The organism is Microvirga roseola (genome assembly GCF_020866965.1).
Classification (GTDB): Bacteria; Pseudomonadota; Alphaproteobacteria; order Rhizobiales; family Beijerinckiaceae; genus Microvirga; species Microvirga roseola.
Map to the genome: position 1 here is coordinate 25,531 of NZ_JAJATX010000017.1, position 18,311 is coordinate 43,841.

General features: G+C 65.2%; 18 protein-coding genes and 1 tRNA gene. 9 read left to right on the forward strand and 10 right to left on the reverse strand.

Annotation, left to right across the window (positions count from 1 at the left end; all coding sequences use genetic code 11):
* Positions 1-158: 158 nt before the first annotated feature.
* Positions 159-249 (reverse strand) — tRNA-Ser (locus LG661_RS12330).
* A gap of 326 nt (positions 250-575) precedes the next feature.
* Here LG661_RS12330 and LG661_RS12335 point away from each other — a divergent pair.
* Together LG661_RS12335 and LG661_RS12340 are read left to right on the forward strand one after the other, a co-directional pair.
* Positions 576-929, forward strand: a complete 354-nt coding sequence (locus tag LG661_RS12335; protein WP_230532203.1) for a RidA family protein — start codon at positions 576-578, stop codon at positions 927-929.
* A 12-nt stretch (positions 930-941) separates the two neighbouring features.
* The gene (locus tag LG661_RS12340) at positions 942-2,348 is read left to right on the forward strand and encodes a GGDEF domain-containing protein (RefSeq protein ID WP_230532204.1); all 1,407 of its coding nucleotides are present in this window, start codon (positions 942-944) and stop codon (positions 2,346-2,348) included.
* A 25-nt stretch (positions 2,349-2,373) separates the two neighbouring features.
* On the opposite strand, the gene LG661_RS12345 is transcribed toward LG661_RS12340, so the two are convergent.
* The 3 genes from LG661_RS12345 to LG661_RS12355 all read right to left on the reverse strand — a co-directional run bounded on the left by LG661_RS12345 (position 2,374) and on the right by LG661_RS12355 (position 4,824).
* On the reverse strand, positions 2,374-3,156 hold the full coding sequence (locus LG661_RS12345) for a glycosyltransferase family 2 protein (RefSeq protein ID WP_230532205.1): 783 nt from the start codon (positions 3,154-3,156) through the stop codon (positions 2,374-2,376).
* Positions 3,157-3,261: 105 nt separating this feature from the next.
* Positions 3,262-3,882: a glutathione binding-like protein gene (locus LG661_RS12350; RefSeq protein WP_230532206.1), complete on the reverse strand. Its 621-nt coding sequence runs from the start codon at positions 3,880-3,882 to the stop codon at positions 3,262-3,264.
* Between the two features lie 126 nt (positions 3,883-4,008).
* Positions 4,009-4,824, reverse strand: a complete 816-nt coding sequence (locus LG661_RS12355) for an endonuclease/exonuclease/phosphatase family protein (protein ID WP_230532207.1) — start codon at positions 4,822-4,824, stop codon at positions 4,009-4,011.
* A gap of 236 nt (positions 4,825-5,060) precedes the next feature.
* Here LG661_RS12355 and LG661_RS12360 point away from each other — a divergent pair, with 236 nt between their 5' ends.
* Positions 5,061-7,592 carry a heavy metal translocating P-type ATPase gene (locus LG661_RS12360; RefSeq protein ID WP_230532208.1) on the forward strand — a complete coding sequence of 844 codons (2,532 nt, stop codon included), beginning with the start codon at positions 5,061-5,063 and terminating at the stop codon, positions 7,590-7,592.
* The gene (gene cueR / locus LG661_RS12365) at positions 7,589-8,044 is read left to right on the forward strand and encodes a Cu(I)-responsive transcriptional regulator (RefSeq protein WP_230532209.1); all 456 of its coding nucleotides are present in this window, start codon (positions 7,589-7,591) and stop codon (positions 8,042-8,044) included. Before LG661_RS12360 ends, cueR begins: the two co-directional genes overlap by 4 nt.
* 23 nt (positions 8,045-8,067) lie before the next feature.
* On the opposite strand, the gene LG661_RS12370 is transcribed toward cueR, so the two are convergent.
* A complete protein-coding gene (locus tag LG661_RS12370; protein WP_230532210.1) occupies positions 8,068-8,646 on the reverse strand; it encodes a tyrosine phosphatase family protein in 579 nt (192 codons plus the stop codon).
* A gap of 268 nt (positions 8,647-8,914) precedes the next feature.
* Here LG661_RS12370 and LG661_RS12375 point away from each other — a divergent pair, with 268 nt between their 5' ends.
* The 4 genes from LG661_RS12375 (at position 8,915) to LG661_RS12390 (ending at position 11,376) form a co-directional block, all read left to right on the forward strand.
* Entirely contained in the window at positions 8,915-9,652 is a 738-nt protein-coding gene (locus tag LG661_RS12375; RefSeq protein WP_230532211.1) for a L,D-transpeptidase, read from the forward strand.
* Positions 9,653-9,786: 134 nt separating this feature from the next.
* A complete protein-coding gene (locus LG661_RS12380) occupies positions 9,787-9,990 on the forward strand; it encodes a YgaP family membrane protein (protein ID WP_230532212.1) in 204 nt (67 codons plus the stop codon).
* 151 nt (positions 9,991-10,141) lie between these two features.
* Positions 10,142-10,528, forward strand: a complete 387-nt coding sequence (locus tag LG661_RS12385; RefSeq protein ID WP_230532213.1) for a DUF1622 domain-containing protein — start codon at positions 10,142-10,144, stop codon at positions 10,526-10,528.
* Positions 10,529-10,626: 98 nt separating this feature from the next.
* Positions 10,627-11,376 carry an EAL domain-containing protein gene (locus LG661_RS12390; RefSeq protein ID WP_456085513.1) on the forward strand — a complete coding sequence of 250 codons (750 nt, stop codon included), beginning with the start codon at positions 10,627-10,629 and terminating at the stop codon, positions 11,374-11,376.
* 10 nt (positions 11,377-11,386) lie between these two features.
* On the opposite strand, the gene LG661_RS12395 is transcribed toward LG661_RS12390, so the two are convergent.
* The 5 genes from LG661_RS12395 to LG661_RS12415 form a co-directional block, all read right to left on the reverse strand.
* Positions 11,387-12,325, reverse strand: a complete 939-nt coding sequence (locus LG661_RS12395; RefSeq protein ID WP_230532214.1) for a homocysteine S-methyltransferase family protein — start codon at positions 12,323-12,325, stop codon at positions 11,387-11,389.
* 243 nt (positions 12,326-12,568) lie between these two features.
* Positions 12,569-13,819, reverse strand: a complete 1,251-nt coding sequence (gene tyrS, locus LG661_RS12400; RefSeq protein ID WP_230532215.1) for a tyrosine--tRNA ligase — start codon at positions 13,817-13,819, stop codon at positions 12,569-12,571.
* A 646-nt stretch (positions 13,820-14,465) separates the two neighbouring features.
* Complete coding sequence (locus LG661_RS12405) at positions 14,466-15,440, reverse strand: phosphoribosylaminoimidazolesuccinocarboxamide synthase (RefSeq protein ID WP_230532216.1); 975 nt, start codon at positions 15,438-15,440, stop codon at positions 14,466-14,468.
* An 88-nt stretch (positions 15,441-15,528) separates the two neighbouring features.
* The gene (locus tag LG661_RS12410; RefSeq protein ID WP_230532217.1) at positions 15,529-16,731 is read right to left on the reverse strand and encodes a LolA family protein; all 1,203 of its coding nucleotides are present in this window, start codon (positions 16,729-16,731) and stop codon (positions 15,529-15,531) included.
* Positions 16,732-16,887: 156 nt separating this feature from the next.
* Complete coding sequence (locus LG661_RS12415; RefSeq protein ID WP_230532218.1) at positions 16,888-17,436, reverse strand: DoxX family protein; 549 nt, start codon at positions 17,434-17,436, stop codon at positions 16,888-16,890.
* 697 nt (positions 17,437-18,133) lie between these two features.
* Between LG661_RS12415 and LG661_RS12420 the strand changes: the two genes are divergently transcribed.
* Complete coding sequence (locus tag LG661_RS12420) at positions 18,134-18,310, forward strand: hypothetical protein (protein ID WP_230532219.1); 177 nt, start codon at positions 18,134-18,136, stop codon at positions 18,308-18,310.
* Position 18,311 lies beyond the last annotated feature (1 nt).

Sequence of the window (18,311 nt, forward strand, 5' to 3'; positions counted from 1 at the left end):
ATTGGTGTACGGCCAAGAGACTCAACAAAACGTTGCGGAATATGAAGCTGGAAGACGAATCCGGACGGCCTGCGCCAAAGATGCCCCATGTGTCGAATCCTGTGTCGAGGACAGGTCCGGCTGGTGCAAAATATCTCGTAATATCAGTGATTTAGGTTTGGCGGAGACGGAGGGATTCGAACCCTCGATACCCTTTTGGGGTATGCTCATTTAGCAAACGAGTGCCTTCAGCCGCTCGGCCACGTCTCCAAAAGCAACGAAGCGGGGATTGCCTGGAATCCCGCCTCTCGCAGGTGGCGCAATAGACGCGAAGCGCCGCTTTTCGTCAAGGTGCAAAAATCACCCGCGGATCTGGCGCCGCGACTCCGCGCGACCCGAAAGCAGGGCGAGAATGCTGCACCGCCTACCCTACCTTGACTGTCGTTTGTGCCCTGAAGAACTCTCCAGAACCTGCCTGCGAGCGGGTGCCTGCCAAGCCTGCTGAAAGGCCAGCTCGGCCTTGCAACAATACCGTTACGTGACGCCAAGCTTCATGGTAGAGGCGCGGCGGTTGACGCGGTCAGGGCAGAATCATCGTGACAGATATCAAGCGGATCGGGGTTGCAGCGAGGTACAGCGACCTCGTGATCCTCGGGGACACGGCCTATTTCTCCGGTTACGTGCCCGAGACGAGCCTTGGACAATCCGTGCAGGAGCAGACGCGGGACATTCTGGGCCAGATCGACCAGTCGCTCGCGGAGATCGGCAGCGACAGGTCGAAGATCCTCCAGGCCACGATCTGGCTTGCGGATATCGCCTCCTACGAGACCATGAACGAGGTCTGGGATGCCTGGGTCGTGGCCGGTGAGGCGCCTGCGCGCATCTGCATCGAATCCGGACTGGCCCATCCCGGCTACGCGCTCGAAATCCGCGTGATCGCGGCTCTGTGACGGAGATCCAACGTGCACAGGAAGCCCTTGCAGGCTGCGGCCCGCATCGAACGGATCCTTTTCTCCGTCAGGCCGGAGATCCGAGACACCATTGCCCGGCTCGTGGAAGCCTCCGCCGATGAGCTGGTCGAGACTTTCTACTCGACACTGACTCAGGATCAGGAGGCGGCTCGGTTTCTCTCCCATAAGCTGGTGGACGAGCGGCTGCACCGCTCCCTGCGCCAGTGGCTGGTCGATCTTTTCGCCGGCGATGCCGAAGCGGGCGGCGTGCAGGCCCTGGCCGAACGGCAGAAGGGCATCGGCGAAGCTCATGCCCGGATGCGAATCTCGATCCATCTGGTGATGCAGGGCGCAGACCTTCTCAAGAGCAGCATCTTCGAGCGCCTGCAGCAAACGGGCCTCGAGCGCGACCGTCTCTGGGAGGCGACCGTTTACGCGACCGGTCTCATGGACTGCGCCATCGAGATCATGAGCCAGAGCTTTGTGCGGAGCACGGCCAGCCGCGCCCAGACGGACGAGGCCTATCGCCTGTTCTCCCTCGGACAGGACATCACGGTCGACAAGGAAAGCCAGCGCGCCGCCCTGATGGAATGGAGCCTCGGCGTGCTCTTTAGCCTTAGCGTTCAGGGGCAGGCGCAGCAGGTCAGGCTGACGCCCCTTTCCCGATCCGATTTCGGCCTGTGGCTCCGCCACCGCGCCGGTGTCATGTTCGAGGGCTCCGCCAATCTCGCTCACATCGAGAAATCCATGCAGACCATCGACGAGGAGCTGCTGCCGAAGCTCGAGGAGGCATGCTCGGCCGATCCCTCAAGTCTGCCGGAACTGCTCGAAGGCTTCCAGGCCATCGTCGGCGAGATGAAGTTCCTGCTGGTGGACATGTTCCAGAGCGTCGCCGCCATCGAGAGCGGACGGGATCCCCTGACGAAGGCTCTCAACCGGCGCTTCCTGCCCTCGATCCTCAGCCGGGAGATCATCCTCGCGACGAAGAACAAGACGTCCTTCTCGCTTCTGATGATCGACGTCGACCACTTCAAGCAGATCAACGATGCCTGGGGTCACCAGGCGGGCGACGCGGTGCTGCGCCAGATCGCCGACGCCATTCTCGACGCCTGCCGTCTGAGCGACTTCGTCCTCCGCTATGGCGGCGAGGAATTCCTCGTGGCTCTGGTCGAAAAGGACCTGGAAGCCGCCTTCCGGGCCGCTGAGGGAATCCGGCTGCAGGTCGGAACGCGGGAATTCCTGGCGCCGGACAACACGCCGCTTCCCGTCACCGTCTCCATCGGCGTTGCGACCTTCGACGGGCACCCGGACTTCTCCCGCCTGATCGAGATGGCGGACCGGGCGCTCTATACGGCGAAGCGAAACGGACGCAACCGCACGGTGATCGCGGAGCAGACGCAATTCCGGCAGGCAGGCTGAACCCTGCCTCCGGCTCGGGCCCGTCCTATCGGGAGTCCTTCTTCCACGCGCTCAGGCGCTTCTTCTCGTAGTGTTTGGCGACGCGCAGATGGCGCGCGATGGCGTAGTTCATGGCCGTGAGAAAGCCGTAGGTTCCGCGAAGGGCATGGCGGCGGCCGAAATACGCCTTGAGGAAGGCCGCCGGGAACTCCACGAAGACCCGCCAGGTGGGGATCGAGACACCCCGGATTTCGAGATCGACCGCCTGCTGGTCGGAATAGCGGTTGAGCTTCTCGATCTGGTCGCCCAGCGACCGCACCGAGCGGTGGTGCACGGTTCCCTTGAGCCTGCCGACCTTGGTTCCCGGCTTCAGATCGACCCGGTCATGGACGAGCGAGGGCGAATAGCGGCCCCAATCCTTGCGGTAGAGCCTGACGGGTGACAGCGCATAGGCGAGCGGATGCGGCGCAGGCTCGCCCGGAAAGATCTCGGCGATGCGGATCCTGTAGGCCTGACAGGGAGGCTCGCCGCGGGCGAAGAGCGCCCTGATCTCCGCGACCAGGTTCGGCGGCAGGATCTCGTCGGCGTCAATGTTGAGCAGCCAGTCGTGCCGGCACTGCTCCTCCGCGAAGCGCTTCTGCGGACCGTAGCCCGGCCAGGGGTTGAAGATCACGCGGGCGCCCAGCTCCTCCGCAATCGCCTGCGTGCCGTCGGTCGAGCCCGAATCCACGACGAGCAGATCGTCGGTCAGGTCCCTGACGGCGCGGATCGTCTCGCCGATGCGGTCGGCTTCGTTCTTGGCGATGATGAAGATGGAAACGGGGAGCATGGCAAAGGTGTTCTGTCGCGAGGCTGCCTAGCCGTCCCCATGGTCCATGGCAAGGGTTTTGCAGTCTGCGGGGCCGCAGACCCCTGCCCCGCTCCCGTCGCCGTCTCAGGCGGCCGTCACAAGTCCCTCCTCGGCCAGGGCCTTCTTCACGCCGGGACGGCCTGCAATCCTGCGCATGAAGGTGCCGAGATTGCCGTAGGGCAGAAGGTTGACCCGGTGGAAACGGGCCCAGCTCAGGACGGTGAAGCAATAGGCGTCGGCGACCGTGAACTGCTCGCCGACCAGATAGAAGCGCCCTTGCAGGCAGATCTCCAGATGAGCAATGCAGCGGTGCAGGTCCTCCACGGCGAGCTGACGGGCAAGCGTCGGCATGGCGGCCTTCCAGAGCGGATCGAAGCCCTTGTGCAGTTCGGTTCCGATGAAGGCGAGCCATTCCTGCACCCGGTAGCGGTCCAGCGAGCCCTGCTCCGGCAGCAGGCGGGCGTCCGGGGCCTGCGCGGCCAGGTAGAGCAGGATGGTGGGAACCTCCGTCAGGACCTCGCCGCCCGTCAGAACGAGGGCAGGGATGGATCCCTTGGGGTTGATATCGAGGAAGGAATGTCCAGAAGACGTCGTCTGTGTCTTCGGATCGACCTTCTCGCACTCGATCGCCAGGCCGGCCTCGCAGGCGACGATGTGGGGGCAAGCGAACTGGCGCCTGGGGTGTAATACAGCCTCATGCCGCAACCTTTGGTCCCTGCCCCCGCGGAACCTCAATTATTACGTGACATAATCATGTTATAATATGACAAAAAGCGCCGCTTTCAAGTCTCTAAAGGATAATGGCGCTGCTCTTTCGGATGAAGCGCGCACTCACAAAAGCTCGTCCTCGGGAGCAGGAGCCTGCCCCGCCTTCACCGCCTGCGAGCGGCTGTGCACCCGCAATTCCGCCTGCAGGGGGAAGTGATCGGACGCCACGCGCGTCAGGGGGCTTCGCACCGGAGCGGCCGAGACCACCTCAACCGACTTGGTGACGAAGACGTGGTCGAGCCGCAGGACGGGTGCGCGCGTGTGGAATGTGGGCTGGGGCTCGCCGGCGGGATTCGACAGCTGCGCATCGCGCAGGCGGTTCGCGATCAGCCGGTAGGAGCGCGAATAAGGCGGGGCGTTGAAGTCGCCGAGCAGGATCGCCGGATCGCCGCAATCGGGATGCCCCATCCAGTCCCCGCCCACGAGAGCCGCGGCCTGGGCTCGCCTTTCCCGCGAGCGTAAGGACAGATGGGCGTTGATGACCTGCACCCTGTGCCCGTCCATCTCGACCGAGACCCACAGCCCGCTGCGCTTCTCGAAGGACGGGCCGGGAGAATGGGTGGGCAGGCGTTCGGCCTTGACGAGCTTCGACTGGTGGTGCGTCAGAATCGCGATGCCGTACTGTTCGCCCAGGATCCGGATCGTGGGCTGGAAATGCATGTCCATCCCGAGCCTGGACGCCACCTGCGCCCCCTGGTCCGCCTCGCCGGCATGAACCCGCCCGACCCGCACCTCCTGGAGAGCGACGATATCGGGCTCGCAGGCTGCGATCACATCCGCGATCCGACCCGGAGAGATCTTTCTGTCCGTCCCGAGCCAGCGATGCACGTTATAGGTCAGGATGCGAAGGGTCGGGCCCTGTTTGTCGATATGCTTCAAAGGTCTGTACCGGCTCAGGCAGTCATTCTTGAATGTCAGCGCCGATCCGATCGGCACGGGCGAGGAGTTGTCGGGCGGCGGCCTATTGTCAAAACGTGTCGGATCAATGGCTCAGGATCGGCCAGGGTTCCAGAGCGGTAAACCCCGTCATTCGGCTAGAGCGGGAGAGAAGCTTGACCTTCCCATCATTGGAAGGATTACACGTGATGCCTATATGTTGAGTCAGGAGATTCGCCATGGTTGCGAGCAAGCTTTCCGCCCCTACGGACACCATCGACATTCCCATCCAGGGGATGACCTGCGCCTCCTGCGTCGGGCGGGTCGAGAAAGCGATCCGATCCGTCGAAGGCGTGAGCGCAGCCAATGTGAACCTGGCGACCGAGCGCGCGCATGTGTCGTTCAATCCGGCAAAGGCCGATCCGAGCGCCGTGGCCGAGGCGATCCGCGCCGCCGGCTATGAGCCTTCGGGCGAACTGATCGACCTCAAGATCTCCGGCATGACCTGCGCCTCCTGCGTCGGCCGGGTCGAGAAGGCCCTGAAGAAAGTGCCGGGTGTCCTCGACGCCAGCGTGAACCTCGCCACGGAGCGGGCTTCCGTCCGTTATCTCGGCGGGGCCCAGACCGTCGACCGCATGATCGGCGCGGTCGCGGCCACCGGCTACGAGGCCGAGGCGATCCGCCAGGACGGCAACCAGGCGGACCGGGAGCAGACTGCGCGCGAAGCCGAGCTGTCCAGCCTCCGGCGTTCGCTGCTGATCGCGGCCGTCCTGACCCTGCCGATCTTCATCGCGGAGATGGGCTCCCACTTCATCCCCGGCATCCATGACTGGGTGGCCGGCAATATCGGGCACCGCAACAGCTGGTACCTGCAATTCGCCCTGACCACCGTCATCCTGTTCGGGCCCGGCCTGCGCTTCTTCCAGAAAGGCGTTCCGGCGCTCCTCCGCTGGTCGCCGGACATGAACTCCCTCGTGGCGCTTGGCACGAGCGCGGCCTATGCCTATTCGGTCGTCGCCACCTTCGCGCCCGGCGTCCTGCCGGCGGGCACGGCCAATGCCTATTACGAGGCCGCGGCCGTGATCGTCACGCTGATCCTGCTCGGACGCTTTCTCGAAGCCAGGGCCAAGGGGCGCACCTCGGAAGCGATCAAGCGGCTCATGGGCCTGCAGGCGAAGACCGCCCGCGTGGTGCGCGACGGCGAAGCTCTCGAAATTCCTCTCGATCAGGTCCTGGCCGGCGACATCGTGCAGGTCCGCCCCGGCGAGAAGATCCCCGTCGACGGCGAGGTCGTGGAAGGCTCCTCCTTCGTGGACGAGTCCATGATCACCGGCGAGCCGGTTCCCGTGCAGAAGGCTGCGGGCGCGGAAGTCGTCGGTGGCACGATCAACAAGACCGGAAGCTTCACCTTCCGCGCCACCCGCATCGGAGCGGACACCGTCCTCGCGCAGATCATCCGCATGGTCGAGCAGGCGCAAGGCTCGAAGCTGCCGATCCAGGCGCTCGTGGACAAGGTCACGGCCTGGTTCGTTCCCGCCGTCATGGCCGCAGCCTCCCTCACCTTCCTGGTCTGGCTGATCTTCGGCCCCGAACCGGCGCTCACCTTCGCGCTGGCGAATGCGGTCGCCGTGCTCATCATCGCCTGCCCCTGCGCCATGGGACTGGCGACCCCCACCTCCATCATGGTGGGCACGGGCCGGGCAGCCGAACTCGGCGTGCTCTTCCGCCAGGGCGAGGCCCTGCAGAGCCTGAAGGAGATCGGCGTCGTCGCTCTCGACAAGACCGGCACCCTGACCCAAGGCCGCCCGGACCTGACAGATTTCGTCACCGCCCCCGGCTTCGACAGGGCGGAGGCCCTGAGGCTGGTCGCGGCGGTCGAGAGCCGCTCCGAGCACCCGATTGCGGAGGCCATCGTCGCGGCGGCGGAGCGGCAGGGCATCGCCCTTCCCTCGACCGAGCGCTTCGATGCGGTGCCGGGTTTCGGCGTCTCCGCTACGGTCGAAGGGCGCAAAATCGATGTGGGTGCGGACCGCTTCATGGCGAAGCTCGGCCTTGATGTGAGCACCTTTGCCGAAACGGCGGCCCGTCTTGGCGCCGAGGGCAAGAGCCCGCTCTATGCGGCCATCGACGGCAAGCTTGCGGCGACCATCGCCGTCGCCGACCCGATCAAGCCCTCGACTCCGGAAGCGATTGCGGCGCTGCACGCTCTCGGCCTGAAGGTTGCAATGATCACCGGCGACAACCGTAAGACCGCGGAAGCGATTGCCAGGCAGATCGGCATCGACGAGGTCGTGGCGGAGGTCCTGCCGGACGGAAAGGTCGAGGTGGTGAAGCGCCTGCGCCCAGCCCATGGCCGCATCGCCTTCGTGGGAGACGGCATCAACGACGCGCCGGCGCTGGCCGAAGCCGATATCGGCATCGCTATCGGTACGGGCACGGATATCGCCATCGAGAGCGCGGACGTGGTGCTCATGTCCGGCGACCTGCGCGGCGTGGTCAATGCCATCGCCCTGTCGAAGGCGACGATCCGCAATATCGGGCAGAACCTGTTCTGGGCCTTCGCCTACAACGTCCTGCTGATCCCGGTTGCCGCCGGCATCCTCTACCCGGTCGACGGCACCCTGCTCTCGCCCGTGGTGGCCGCCGCCGCCATGGCTCTCTCCAGCGTCTTCGTGGTCGGCAATGCCTTGAGGCTGCGCCGGTTCACGGCTCCCATCGGGCAGGCGGCGCAGGCCGCGCCCGCCCTCAAGCCAGCGGAAGGCACAGCATGAATATCGGGCAAGCGGCAGCGGCCTCGGGCGTTTCGGCCAAGATGATCCGCTACTACGAATCCATCGGGCTGATCCCGAAGACCGTGCGGACGGAATCCGGCTACCGGGTCTATTCCGACAGCGACGTGCATACCTTGCGCTTCATCCGCCGTGCGCGGGACCTCGGCTTCTCTGTGGAGCAGATCGCCGATCTCGTGTCCCTCTGGCGGGACCGCGAACGCGCAAGCAAGGAGGTGAAGCGCATCGCGCTCGAGCATGTCGGCGTGCTCGAACGCAAGATCGAAGAGTTGCAGCAGATGGCAGGCACCCTGAAGCACCTCGCCCGCACCTGCCACGGCGACGGGCGTCCGGACTGCCCGATCATCGAGGAGCTGGCGAGCGAGGCCGCCCAGGCGCCTCCTCTCAAGACCGACGCGAAGTTCGGCCTTCTCGGAAAGGCAACGGCCCGGTAGAGGCTTGCGAAATGGCGGTCCTTTTAGACCGCCATTTCGACTTCGCGGCCCCGTCCGAGGTCGCGCATCACCCTGCCATAGTTCGGGAAGCGCTGCATCTGACGGCCGTAATGCCGCCTGAGGGCCTCGGTGAGCTCTCCCTTGCGCGAGAGCATGTCGTCTGCGAACTGGACCATGAGGGAGTTCGGCCAGGCCTGCGGACGGATCTCCGCGAGGCGCTGCATCAGGGCCTCGTCGCTCTCCTCCGGATAGGTCTGGACCAGCAGGATCAGCATCGCCGCCGTCGAGCGCGACACGCCCATATGGCAGTGAACGAGCAGGTGTCCGTCCGCCCTCTCCTGCCCGCTTCGCGCCAGATCGTCGCCGAATCGCAGGATCGCCTCGACATGCTCGGGCTCCGGCAGGATCATGCCGGGCGCGGGCTCGATCACGTCATGGAAGCGCAGCACCGTCCTGTGGTGCGGATCGTAGGCCTGGAAAGCGTCCGGGTCCGGGTGATCCGGGTCGAGGATGGAAAGCACGTGGCTTACGGAGCGGGTGCTCTGATCGGGCAGTTCGGAAATGCCGCAGATCGTTAGCATTGAGATGGACAGGGGCTTCATCAAACACTCGTGTTTAGGAAAAATCGGATCAATCGTTCATTCTGGATTACACAGCACTTCTACTCGCCTGCGGGGATATTGTTCAACAGCCTGAAGCAAGTGTGTCATGCAAAGCACAGGAGGGCTCGGCCACATTTCCGCCATGTGCAAACCACCTTGCGGTCACCACCGGGCTTATTGAAGCCTGAAGCAAAGAAACCGCTGCTTCTTTCAAGCGTTGCCGAAGGAAGCTCTAGAACAACAGCAACCTGCGAGTCCCGATTTTCCGATGTCTGCTGCTCCGGTCCTGGCCCTTTCCCTGTTGAGAAGAACGATCCGTTTCGGTGTGCTCCTGCTCGCGCCGCTGGCGCTGGCGGCCTGCGTCGCCACCGAGCCTCCTCCTCCGCAGCGGGTCACCCGCTACATCGACCCGACCTACATGGCGATGTACGGGCCCAAGCTCGACGAGGAGCACCCGCTCCCGGCCACCGACATCTCCGAGGTCGATCCGCGCTTCCTGCGCCGCGAGGTCAACTATCGCGGCAGCGAGGAGCCGGGCACCATCGTCGTCGATACGAATGCCCGCTATCTCTACCTCGTGCGCGAGAACGGCCGGGCGATCCGCTACGGCATCGGCGTCGGCAAGGAAGGCCTTGCCTGGAGCGGCCGCGCCCGGGTCGGCCGCAAGGCCGAGTGGCCGCGCTGGACCCCTACCGCCTCGATGATCAAGCGCGATCCCGAGCGCAATGCGCAATGGGCGAGCGGCATGGAGGGCGGACTCGAGAACCCCCTCGGCGCACGTGCGCTCTATCTCTACGACGACGGCCGGGACACCATGTACCGCATCCACGGCACCACCGAGCCCTGGTCCATCGGCCAGTCGGTGTCGAGCGGCTGCATCCGCATGTTCAACCAGGATGTCATCGATCTCTACAACCGCGTTCCCGTCGGCTCGCCCGTGGTCGTCATGAACGGCCCGCGCCGGACCGAGCCGGCTGACGAGATGCGCATCTCATCCGCCGAGTGACGCGCTTCACGGAAGCGATGGAGGATCGCGAAGGACCGGCCCTGCCGGTCCTTTTCCTTTCGGGGTAATGCAGGACCGCAATTTGTCGCGTTGCCGGCTTGGATTATGATCGGGTGTCTGCAAGGAGCACCACCATGACCGTTGAACGCGCAATCCTTCTGACTGTCGGCGGGCTTATCATCGTCAGCGTCCTTCTCGCCGTTTACGTCAATCTCAACTGGCTCTGGCTGACCGGCATCCTCGGCGCTCACCTGATCCAGGCCTCCTTCACGGGCCTCTGCCCGGTGGTGATAATGCTGAAAAGAATGGGGCTCCCGAGCAAGCCGGGCTTTGCCTGAGCGCTTTCAGTCTGACCCGTTCCGGCATCGGCCGGGAGGCCGTCTGTCCGGCAGCGGACGGACGGGGTAGCGCCACGACCTGTGCCTGCCCTGGAAGGCTCGGCATTCCGTCCTATGATTCCTGGTCCTTGGCTCTCAGGCAGGATCGCTCATGGACGGATGGCTCTCCCCGGCACTGGAATTCACGACGCGCGCCATCGAGGTCGCAGGCACCGCCGTGATCGTCCTCGGCACCATCGCCGCAACCATCTTCGTCCTGCGGCAGATCCTTCAGGGAACGTCGCGCGAGGATGCGTTCCATCTCTACCGGTCGAATGTGGGACGGGCGATCCTCCTGGGCCTCGAATTCCTGGTCGCCGCTGACATCATCAACACGGTCGCCATCGAGCCGACGCTCCAGAGCGTCATCATTCTCGGCGGCGTGGTCCTGATCCGAACCTTCCTGAGCTTCTCCCTCGAAGTCGAGATCGAGGGGCGCTGGCCTTGGGAGCGGCACAAGGGCGAGCAGCGGGGAAGCAGAGCCCAGCCCGACCAGTAGCTCCCGCATACTTCCGTTGCATTAGGTCGGGCGTAACGTTTGGCCGCCATGATGCCTTGGACCGACAGTTTCAAGCGCAGGATCGCCCCGTGGCGGATGTGAAAAACAGATGCCGGGGCTGCCAGACCGGCGGGCCCCTTCCCTTCGACTTCACCATGGCTTTCCACCCCATCGTCGATATCGGACGCGGCGCCGTCTGGGGCTACGAGGCACTCGTGCGCGGGCTCGAAGGCCAGTCGGCCGGTTTCATCCTGGACCAGGTGGACGATGACAGGCAGTACCGCTTCGACCAGGCCTGCCGGGTCAAGGCGATCGAGATGGCGGGCCGCCTCTTTCCGCGGGACGGCGACACGCGGCTCTCCATCAACTTCATGCCCAACGCCGTCTATGAACCCTCCGCCTGCATCCGGACCTCGCTGGAGACGGCCCGGTGTGTCGGCTTCGACACCAGGCGCATCATGTTCGAGTTCGCCGAGAACGAGCGCATGACCGATACGGGCCACGTGGCGCGGATCGTGGCGGAGTACCGCCGGCTCGGCTTCGTGACCGCCATCGACGATTTCGGCGCAGGCCATGCAGGTCTCAACCTGCTCGCCGGTTTCCAGCCCGACATCATCAAGATCGACATGGAGTTGATCCGCGGCATCGCCGGATCGGCGGCGCGCAGGGCCATCGTCTCAGGGATCATGGTGATGGCGCGCGCCCTCGACGTGACGGTGATCGCAGAAGGCATCGAGACGCCCGAAGAGCTCTCCGTCCTGCGCGAGGCCGGCATCGAACTCTTCCAAGGCTATCTCTTCGCGAGGCCCGCCGTCGCGCGTTTGCCTGAGGTTACACTCGCCGCCTGATGCAGGATCCTCACGTCAGGCAGGCGTCGCAGATCGCTACGATGTGGCGGTGATCGGTGCCGCAGCAGCCTCCGAAGACGGACAGGTTCAGCCTCTGGCGCAGATCCCTGTATCGCCGGGCAAGGTCCTGCGGATCGCCGGGATCGAGCTCCGTCGCCTCGTCCAGTTCCGCATGGCTCTTGGCGGAGGCATTCGCCCGCAGGCCGCGGATGCGCTGCATCCAGGGCTCCCCATCGGCAAGAGCACCATCGAAGTGGCTCGGATGGGCGCAGTTGATCATGTAGTAGACAGGCGCGTCGCCGGTCTCCCGGTCCGTCCCCTCGATGGCGGAACGGAGCGTCTCGCCGGTGGCGAGCCTGCCGTCGGTCTCGACCGTGAAGGACACCGCCACCGGTAGTCCCTGCGCCTTCGCCGCGCGGGCGATGCCGATGGCTTCCTCCGCATAGTTCATGGTGATGGCGCTCACGAGATCGGCTCCCGCTTCGCGGAAGGCTTCGACCTCCGGAGCATGATAGGCCTGGGCCTCCGCGGCGCTCATCTGCGCATCGGGCCGGTAGCCGTCGCCGCGCGGTCCGACCACGCCGTTGACGAGGATCTGCGCTCCGTCCCCCGACATTCGCTTCCGCAGGCTGTGCGCCCAGCGGGCGGATTCCCGATTGATCTCCGCCACGTCCTGCGCCGAGACCCCGAGCTTGGCGCCCCAATCCCTGTTCGCGCGCCAGGTGGGAGTGTCGAGAATGAAGCCCGCCCCGCGCTGGCGGGCGGTGTGGAGATAAGGCTCGAAGTAGCGTTCGAGCAGGCTCCGTCCTTCCTCGCTGCGCATCAGGGGAAAGGCGGCGAAGCACGGAAGATCGACCCCCTCGTGGAACACGAGCGTCGTCTCCAATCCATCGTCGGAGAGAAAAACCGTTCCGTCGGACGAAGGCAGGGCAAATGAACCGCTGGTCATGAGAGCCTCCCGCATCGAGCGAAAAACGCCACGCCGTCAGCTCCCTGGCCCGGAAGAATCGGCCTCATGCTCAGCCCTGTCAACGGAACTCCCCGGTCCAGGATCTGCGCAACGTGCGCCTCCGCACCTGGATTGACGGGACCGGAAATGCTCCCGACCGAGCGCCCGTGATGTGACGAAGGCAGCCGCGACATTCATCTGAGGGGGAGCGGCAGCCGGTTGTGCTGCCGCTCCCTTTCGGGCTCATCCTTCGGCGCGGATGAGGACGTGCCGCTTGCGCCCGGCGGTCAGCATCAGGACGCCCTCGCTGAGGTCGGAGGATGTCGCCCTGGCGTCCACCTCCTTTACCGTCGCTCCGTTCAGGCGCGCACCGTCGTTCAGGATCAGACGGCGGGCCTCGCCCTTGGAGGCCGTGAGGCCTGCCAGGACGAGAAGCCGGGCCACCTCCACGCCGGCGGCGATTTCGGCCTCGGGAAGCGTGATCGTCGGAAGCCCGGCGGCGTTCGCGCCCTCGAAAGCCTGCTTTGCCGTCCCGGCTGCGTTCCGCGAAGCCTCCTCGCCATGGGCGAGCCGGGTCGCCTCGTTTGCAAGGACCTCCTTGGCGGCGTTGATCTCTGATCCCTGCAGCCTCGACAGGCGCTGGACCTCGTCGAGCGGCAGCTCCGTGAAGAGACGCAGGAAACGGGGAACGTCATCGTCTTCCACGTTGCGCCAGAACTGCCAGAACTCGTAAGGGCCCAGGCGCTCCGCATTGAGCCAGACCGCGCCGGAGGCGGTCTTGCCCATCTTGGCGCCGGAGGACGTGGTGAGCAGAGGCGTCGTCAGGCCGAAGAGCTGGCGCTGGTCGATGCGGCGCGCGAGCTCGATGCCGTTGACGATGTTGCCCCACTGGTCCGACCCGCCCATCTGCAGCAGGCAGCCGTGATGGCGCGACAGCTCGAGAAAGTCGAAGGCCTGGAGCACCATGTAGTTGAACTCGAGCAGCGTCAGAGGCTGCTCGCGCTCGAGCCGCTGGCGCACGCTGTCGAAGCTCAGCATCCGGTTGATGGTGAAATGAGTGCCGAAGTCGCGCAGGAAAGGCAGGTAGCGCAAGGGATCGAGCCAGTCCGCATTGTCCACCATCACGGCGTCGGTCGGCCCGTCGCCGAAGGTCATGTAGCGGGAGAAGACCGTTTTCAGGCCTGCGATGTTCTTTGCGATCTGCCCATCGTCGAGCAGCGGACGACTCGTGTCGCGGAAGCTCGGATCGCCGATCTGCGTGGTGCCCCCGCCGATCAGGATAACAGGCCTGTGGCCGGTCTTCTGGAGCCAGCGCAGGGTCATGATCGGCAGGAGGTGACCCGTATGGAGGCTGTCTGCCGTCGCATCGAAGCCGACATAGGCTGGGATGCACCCGGCCGAAAGCCTCTCGTCCAACGCGGCGAGATCGGTGCATTGATGGATGAAGCCGCGCTCGGTTAGCGTCTTCAGGAAGGCGGATTGGAGTGTCGTCATGAGAAGTCTCCTGGGAGCTTGCGGGAGCCGCTGCCCGGAGACCTGATCACCAAATGAAGATGCCGCCGGAGAGCGGCGGCATCGAACGTCTGGTCGCAACCGAACGGAGCCGCCCTATGGGGACGGCGTAAAATAATTCACGGAAGAGGTGCGACCGGTGATCATGGGCATGTTCTTACGGCAGACCGGATGCATCGTCAATTTGCTCGTTGGAGGCAGGCTGGCATCTGCCTCAGATCCATTTCGCTCTAGGAGGAGCAGCATCTGGTCCGCGACGAGGAGCGGAAACTCTCGCCCCAACCACAGACCGAGTCCTACCTGAGCGGATCGGCTGTGCTCCATTACAGACACGTAATTCCTCGGCAATGCGGAAGGTAGCCTGCCAAGCCTACGGTGACCTTTGTTGTCGCACGGACCTGTTTAGGCCCGTTAGTGCAAGGAGGACAAGGCGTGAGTTCGGATGATACCTATGAGGAGCGAATGGGAGAGGCGTTCTCCCTTCCCGATCTGAAAGAGATCAAAGAGGCCGTGATCGAGCTGCGTGCCTCCGATCCCAGAAATCTCTTGGCTGATTTGAGCGCAGAAAAAATCCGCGCGATCGAATGTGCTATCCATTCCAGCGCTAGGATCGGCGAAACCCGCCCGATTAGAAATATCCCGCGAGATTCTTTCGAACCCGCTCCAGCACCGGCACGTTCGGGTCCGGCAGCGTGAAGGGCTGGCCCGTGATGCGCTCGAAGGCGTCGATATAGACGCGGGAGGTTTCCAGAACCACGTCGGCGGGGATTTCCGGGACGTCGTCCTTGTAAGGATCGCAGCGGGCGACCACCCAGTTGCGCACAAAATCCTTGTCGAAGCTCTCGGGGCGCTCGCCCGCCTCGAAGCGCTCGCGGTAGCTGCCCGCAAACCAGTAGCGGCTGCTGTCCGGCGTGTGGATCTCGTCGGCGATCATTATGCGGCCGGCCTCGTCGATGCCGAATTCGTATTTCGTATCGACGAGGATGAGGCCGCGCTCCCTCGCCATCTCGCGCCCCTTGGCGAAAAGCGCGAGGGCATAGCCGGAGACGGTCTTCCACTGCTCGTCCGTCAAAAGCCCCTGCCCCACGATCTCGGCGGGCGTCAGAGGTTCGTCGTGGCCGCCATGAAAGGCCTTGCTGGTCGGCGTGATGATGGTCTCAGGGAGCTTCTCGTTGTCGCGCAGACCGTCGGGCAGGCGCACGCCGTACATCTCCCGCTGGCCCTTCTTGTAGAGCGAGAGGATCGAGGTTCCCGTGGTGCCGGCGAGATAGTCGCGCACTACGATCTCGACGGGCAGGATCGTGAGCTTCTTGGCGATCACCACGTTCGGGTCGGGATATTCGATCACGTGGTTGGGGCAGATGCCGGCGGTGGCCTCGAACCAGAACCGGGCCACCTGCGTCAGCACCTGTCCCTTGAGCGGGATGGCGGCGAGGTTGCGGTCGAAGGCGCTCAGGCGGTCCGAGGCGATGATGATGCGCCGCCCGTCGGGCAGGTCGTAATTGTCCCGCACCTTGCCCCGGTAGTGGTTGGGCAGTTCGGGGATCGTCGCATCCTCGAGAACGTAACCGGCATATGCCGCAAGAGCCGCCCGATCCACCATGCTTAACCTGCCGAGAAGTCCTGAGTTGCCGCGCCCCACCGGGCGCGGCCCCTTCTAAGACCTTTTCGGCGAAAGTGGAAACCGGTTTTTACTTCTGCACCACGTTGAGGTTCGAGAGGGTCACGGTCGTCTCGTAGCCCTGGCCGTCCACGATGGTCCACTGCTTCAGGGCGTTCGCCCTGGCATCGAAGCGAAGCGTGATCCGCGAGGTGCCGCCCAGCGTCGCGCTGTCGTCGAAACGCACCGTCACCATGCCGTCCCGTGCGACCTGCACGTCGCGCACCTTGGTGTCGCGGGAGAGGTCCACATGCTCCTGCAGGAGGAACTTCAGGGGCGTCTGCCCGACGGGATAGACGTCGTTGGTGCCGAGGCTCTTGTCGCGGATCGCCACGTTGCGCCCGTCGGACACGATCTCCAGGGCGCTTGGCGGCGCATAGGCGAAGTGGAGGATGCCCGGGCGCTTGATCGCCAGCGTTCCCTGTGCCTGCTGGCCGCTGGGATTCTTCTGAACGAAAGTGGCGGTGAGCTGGTCGATGCCGTTGAAATAGGCATTGACCTGGTCGAGCGCAGCCTCGGGCGAGCTCGGAAGGGCCGGCGCGGCCGGAGCCTTCGCAGCAACCTTTGCCGGCGCCGGTGCCGGTGCCTCAGCCGCCTTCACGGAGGCTGGAGGCGGGCTTGCGGGCTTGGGCGGTTCGGCAACCTTGACCGGGGGCGCGGCCTCTTCGGGCTTTGCCTCCTCGGCCACAGCCGCATCGGGCTCGACCGACTCGGGTGCAGCGGCCGCCTTCTCTTCCGACGGAGCCGGTTCGGGCTGCGCCTCCTCAGCCTTGGCCGTGGCGGAGGCTCCCTCCTCTGCGGCCTGCCGGGACAGCTCCTCGAGGGTCGGCTCGGGTGCGGCGGGTTTTGCCGCCGTGGTCTCTGTGGGCTGGGCGGACTCGGGCGGAGCGACCTGCGGCTGCGGGCTCGCAACGGCCTGGGTCGGTTCCGTCTCGATGTCCGGCTGGGGTTCGGCCACCTGCGGCGGCGGGACCGGGCGCGGTGGCGGCGTCGCCACCTTGCGCCGGGGCTGGGCTTTGGCGCGCGTCTGCGGCGCAGGCCGGGCCGGAGCCGGCGCAACCTGCTGCGCAGGGGCGACCTGGTGCGGCTGCCCCGCGCGGCCCTGGGCGCCCGGCTTGAAGATGCTGTCGAGGAAACGGGTCAGCGGATCGGATGGCTGCTGGGCTGCCGCGGGCGCGGCGCAGGCGAGCACGACGGCAAGACCCAGGATGCAACGCAGGGACGTGTTGAGCATGGCTCCACGAGGGGATGAAAACACAAACAAGCAAGGGCCCAAAAGGGCCCGGCGGCCGCGCCTTATGAAAATCATTAAGGGCTTAATGAAGGCGGAGCTTGGCTGTGAAAACGAGTCGTGTCCAGAGCGGTCTGCACGGGCGCGCAAGCCGTCTCCTCAGGCGGCGTCCGCGAAATCGTCCTCGTCCATATCCGAACGCACCGGCGCGGATTTTGGCGCGGGCTTCGGCCGCGGAGCGCGGGGACGGGACGGCTTCTTCTTTTTGGCCGCGGGCTTGGACTTCTCGCCGAAGCCGCGCCACCAGGCCTGCCAGCTCCAGGCGCCGGGGCCGGTGATGAAATAGAGCATCAGCCCCGCGAGCACGCCGAGCTGGGACACGAAGACCACCTGCTCGGTGGCGCGGGTCAGCCCGCCATAATCCCAGAAGCGGTGCAGGATGCCGGTGGTGATCACGAGGGCCGCGATGAGGGCCGAGGCGCTGAGCCGGGGTGCGAGCCCGAGGACGAGCGCAAGCGGCCCGAAGATCTCGGCCAGGATCACCAGGGTCGCCACCACGTCGGCATAGGGCATGCCCTTCATGGTCATGGCCGCCGCAAAGCCGGAGATATTGGAGAGCCGCCCGATCCCGGTCGGCAGGAAGGCGGCCGCCAGCAGGAGACGGCTCGCCAGCAGGATTCCGTTGCTCGCGTTCGTGTTCCTGTCCATGCCGCTCTCCCCTCCTGTCGCCTCGGCCGGGGGAATCGCCCGGCCGTCCGGGGAGCATTTGGGATGGAGGTTCTTAACCCGTTCTTAGCGTCCGGCTCATTCCTGGGGATCGTCTCCGGAAGGTCACGGCGGCTGGGGAAAAGCCGGGATCGCCCAAACCTCCGAGGCGTGCGATGGCCGGCGCACGGCTTGCGGGAACCGGCATCTCCACCAGGCCCATCGCAGCCGAGCCGCCGGGCCAGGTCCTGGGCGGCGTTCAGGACGGCTCTGTCCACCACCGCCCCGGGCAGGCGTCCGACGATGAGGTCGCTGATCCTCAGGCAGGACGCCATCCGGAAATCCCGGTCGACCGCGTAGGAGAACAGGGCGTGCATGACCCCGCGGGCGTCCCGCACGGCCACGATCCCGCCCTGCTCCGGCTTGCGCCGCGCCCAGCGGCGGGCGATCGCAAGCCATTCCCGGAGGCTGATTTCGGGATGAATCATGCGCACCAGGGGATAGGCGAGAGGCGCTTCCTTCGGCGACAGGGGAGCGGCGTGAAACAGGCTCTGCATGGGAGGCTCGTTCAGACGTCGAAAGCCTGCCACGAGGCCTCGAGCTGCGACATTGATGCAGGTCAACTTTGCATCCGCATGAGGGGCTCGCCCGCCGATTCCTGCTATAAGCGCGGCAGCGGAACCAAAGGCGAGACGATCCCGTGGGGCCTGTTACAGCTTCAGAATCCCAGGCACGGCCGGCCCAGAGCCTGCCGGATCTGTGCTTCGTTCACGCTCTCGACCCGAACCACAGCTGCGTGGAATGCAAGGCGCGCCAGTTCAGCATCTGCGCCGTGCTCGACCAGGAGGAGCTGACCGAGCTCGCCTCCTTGAGATAGT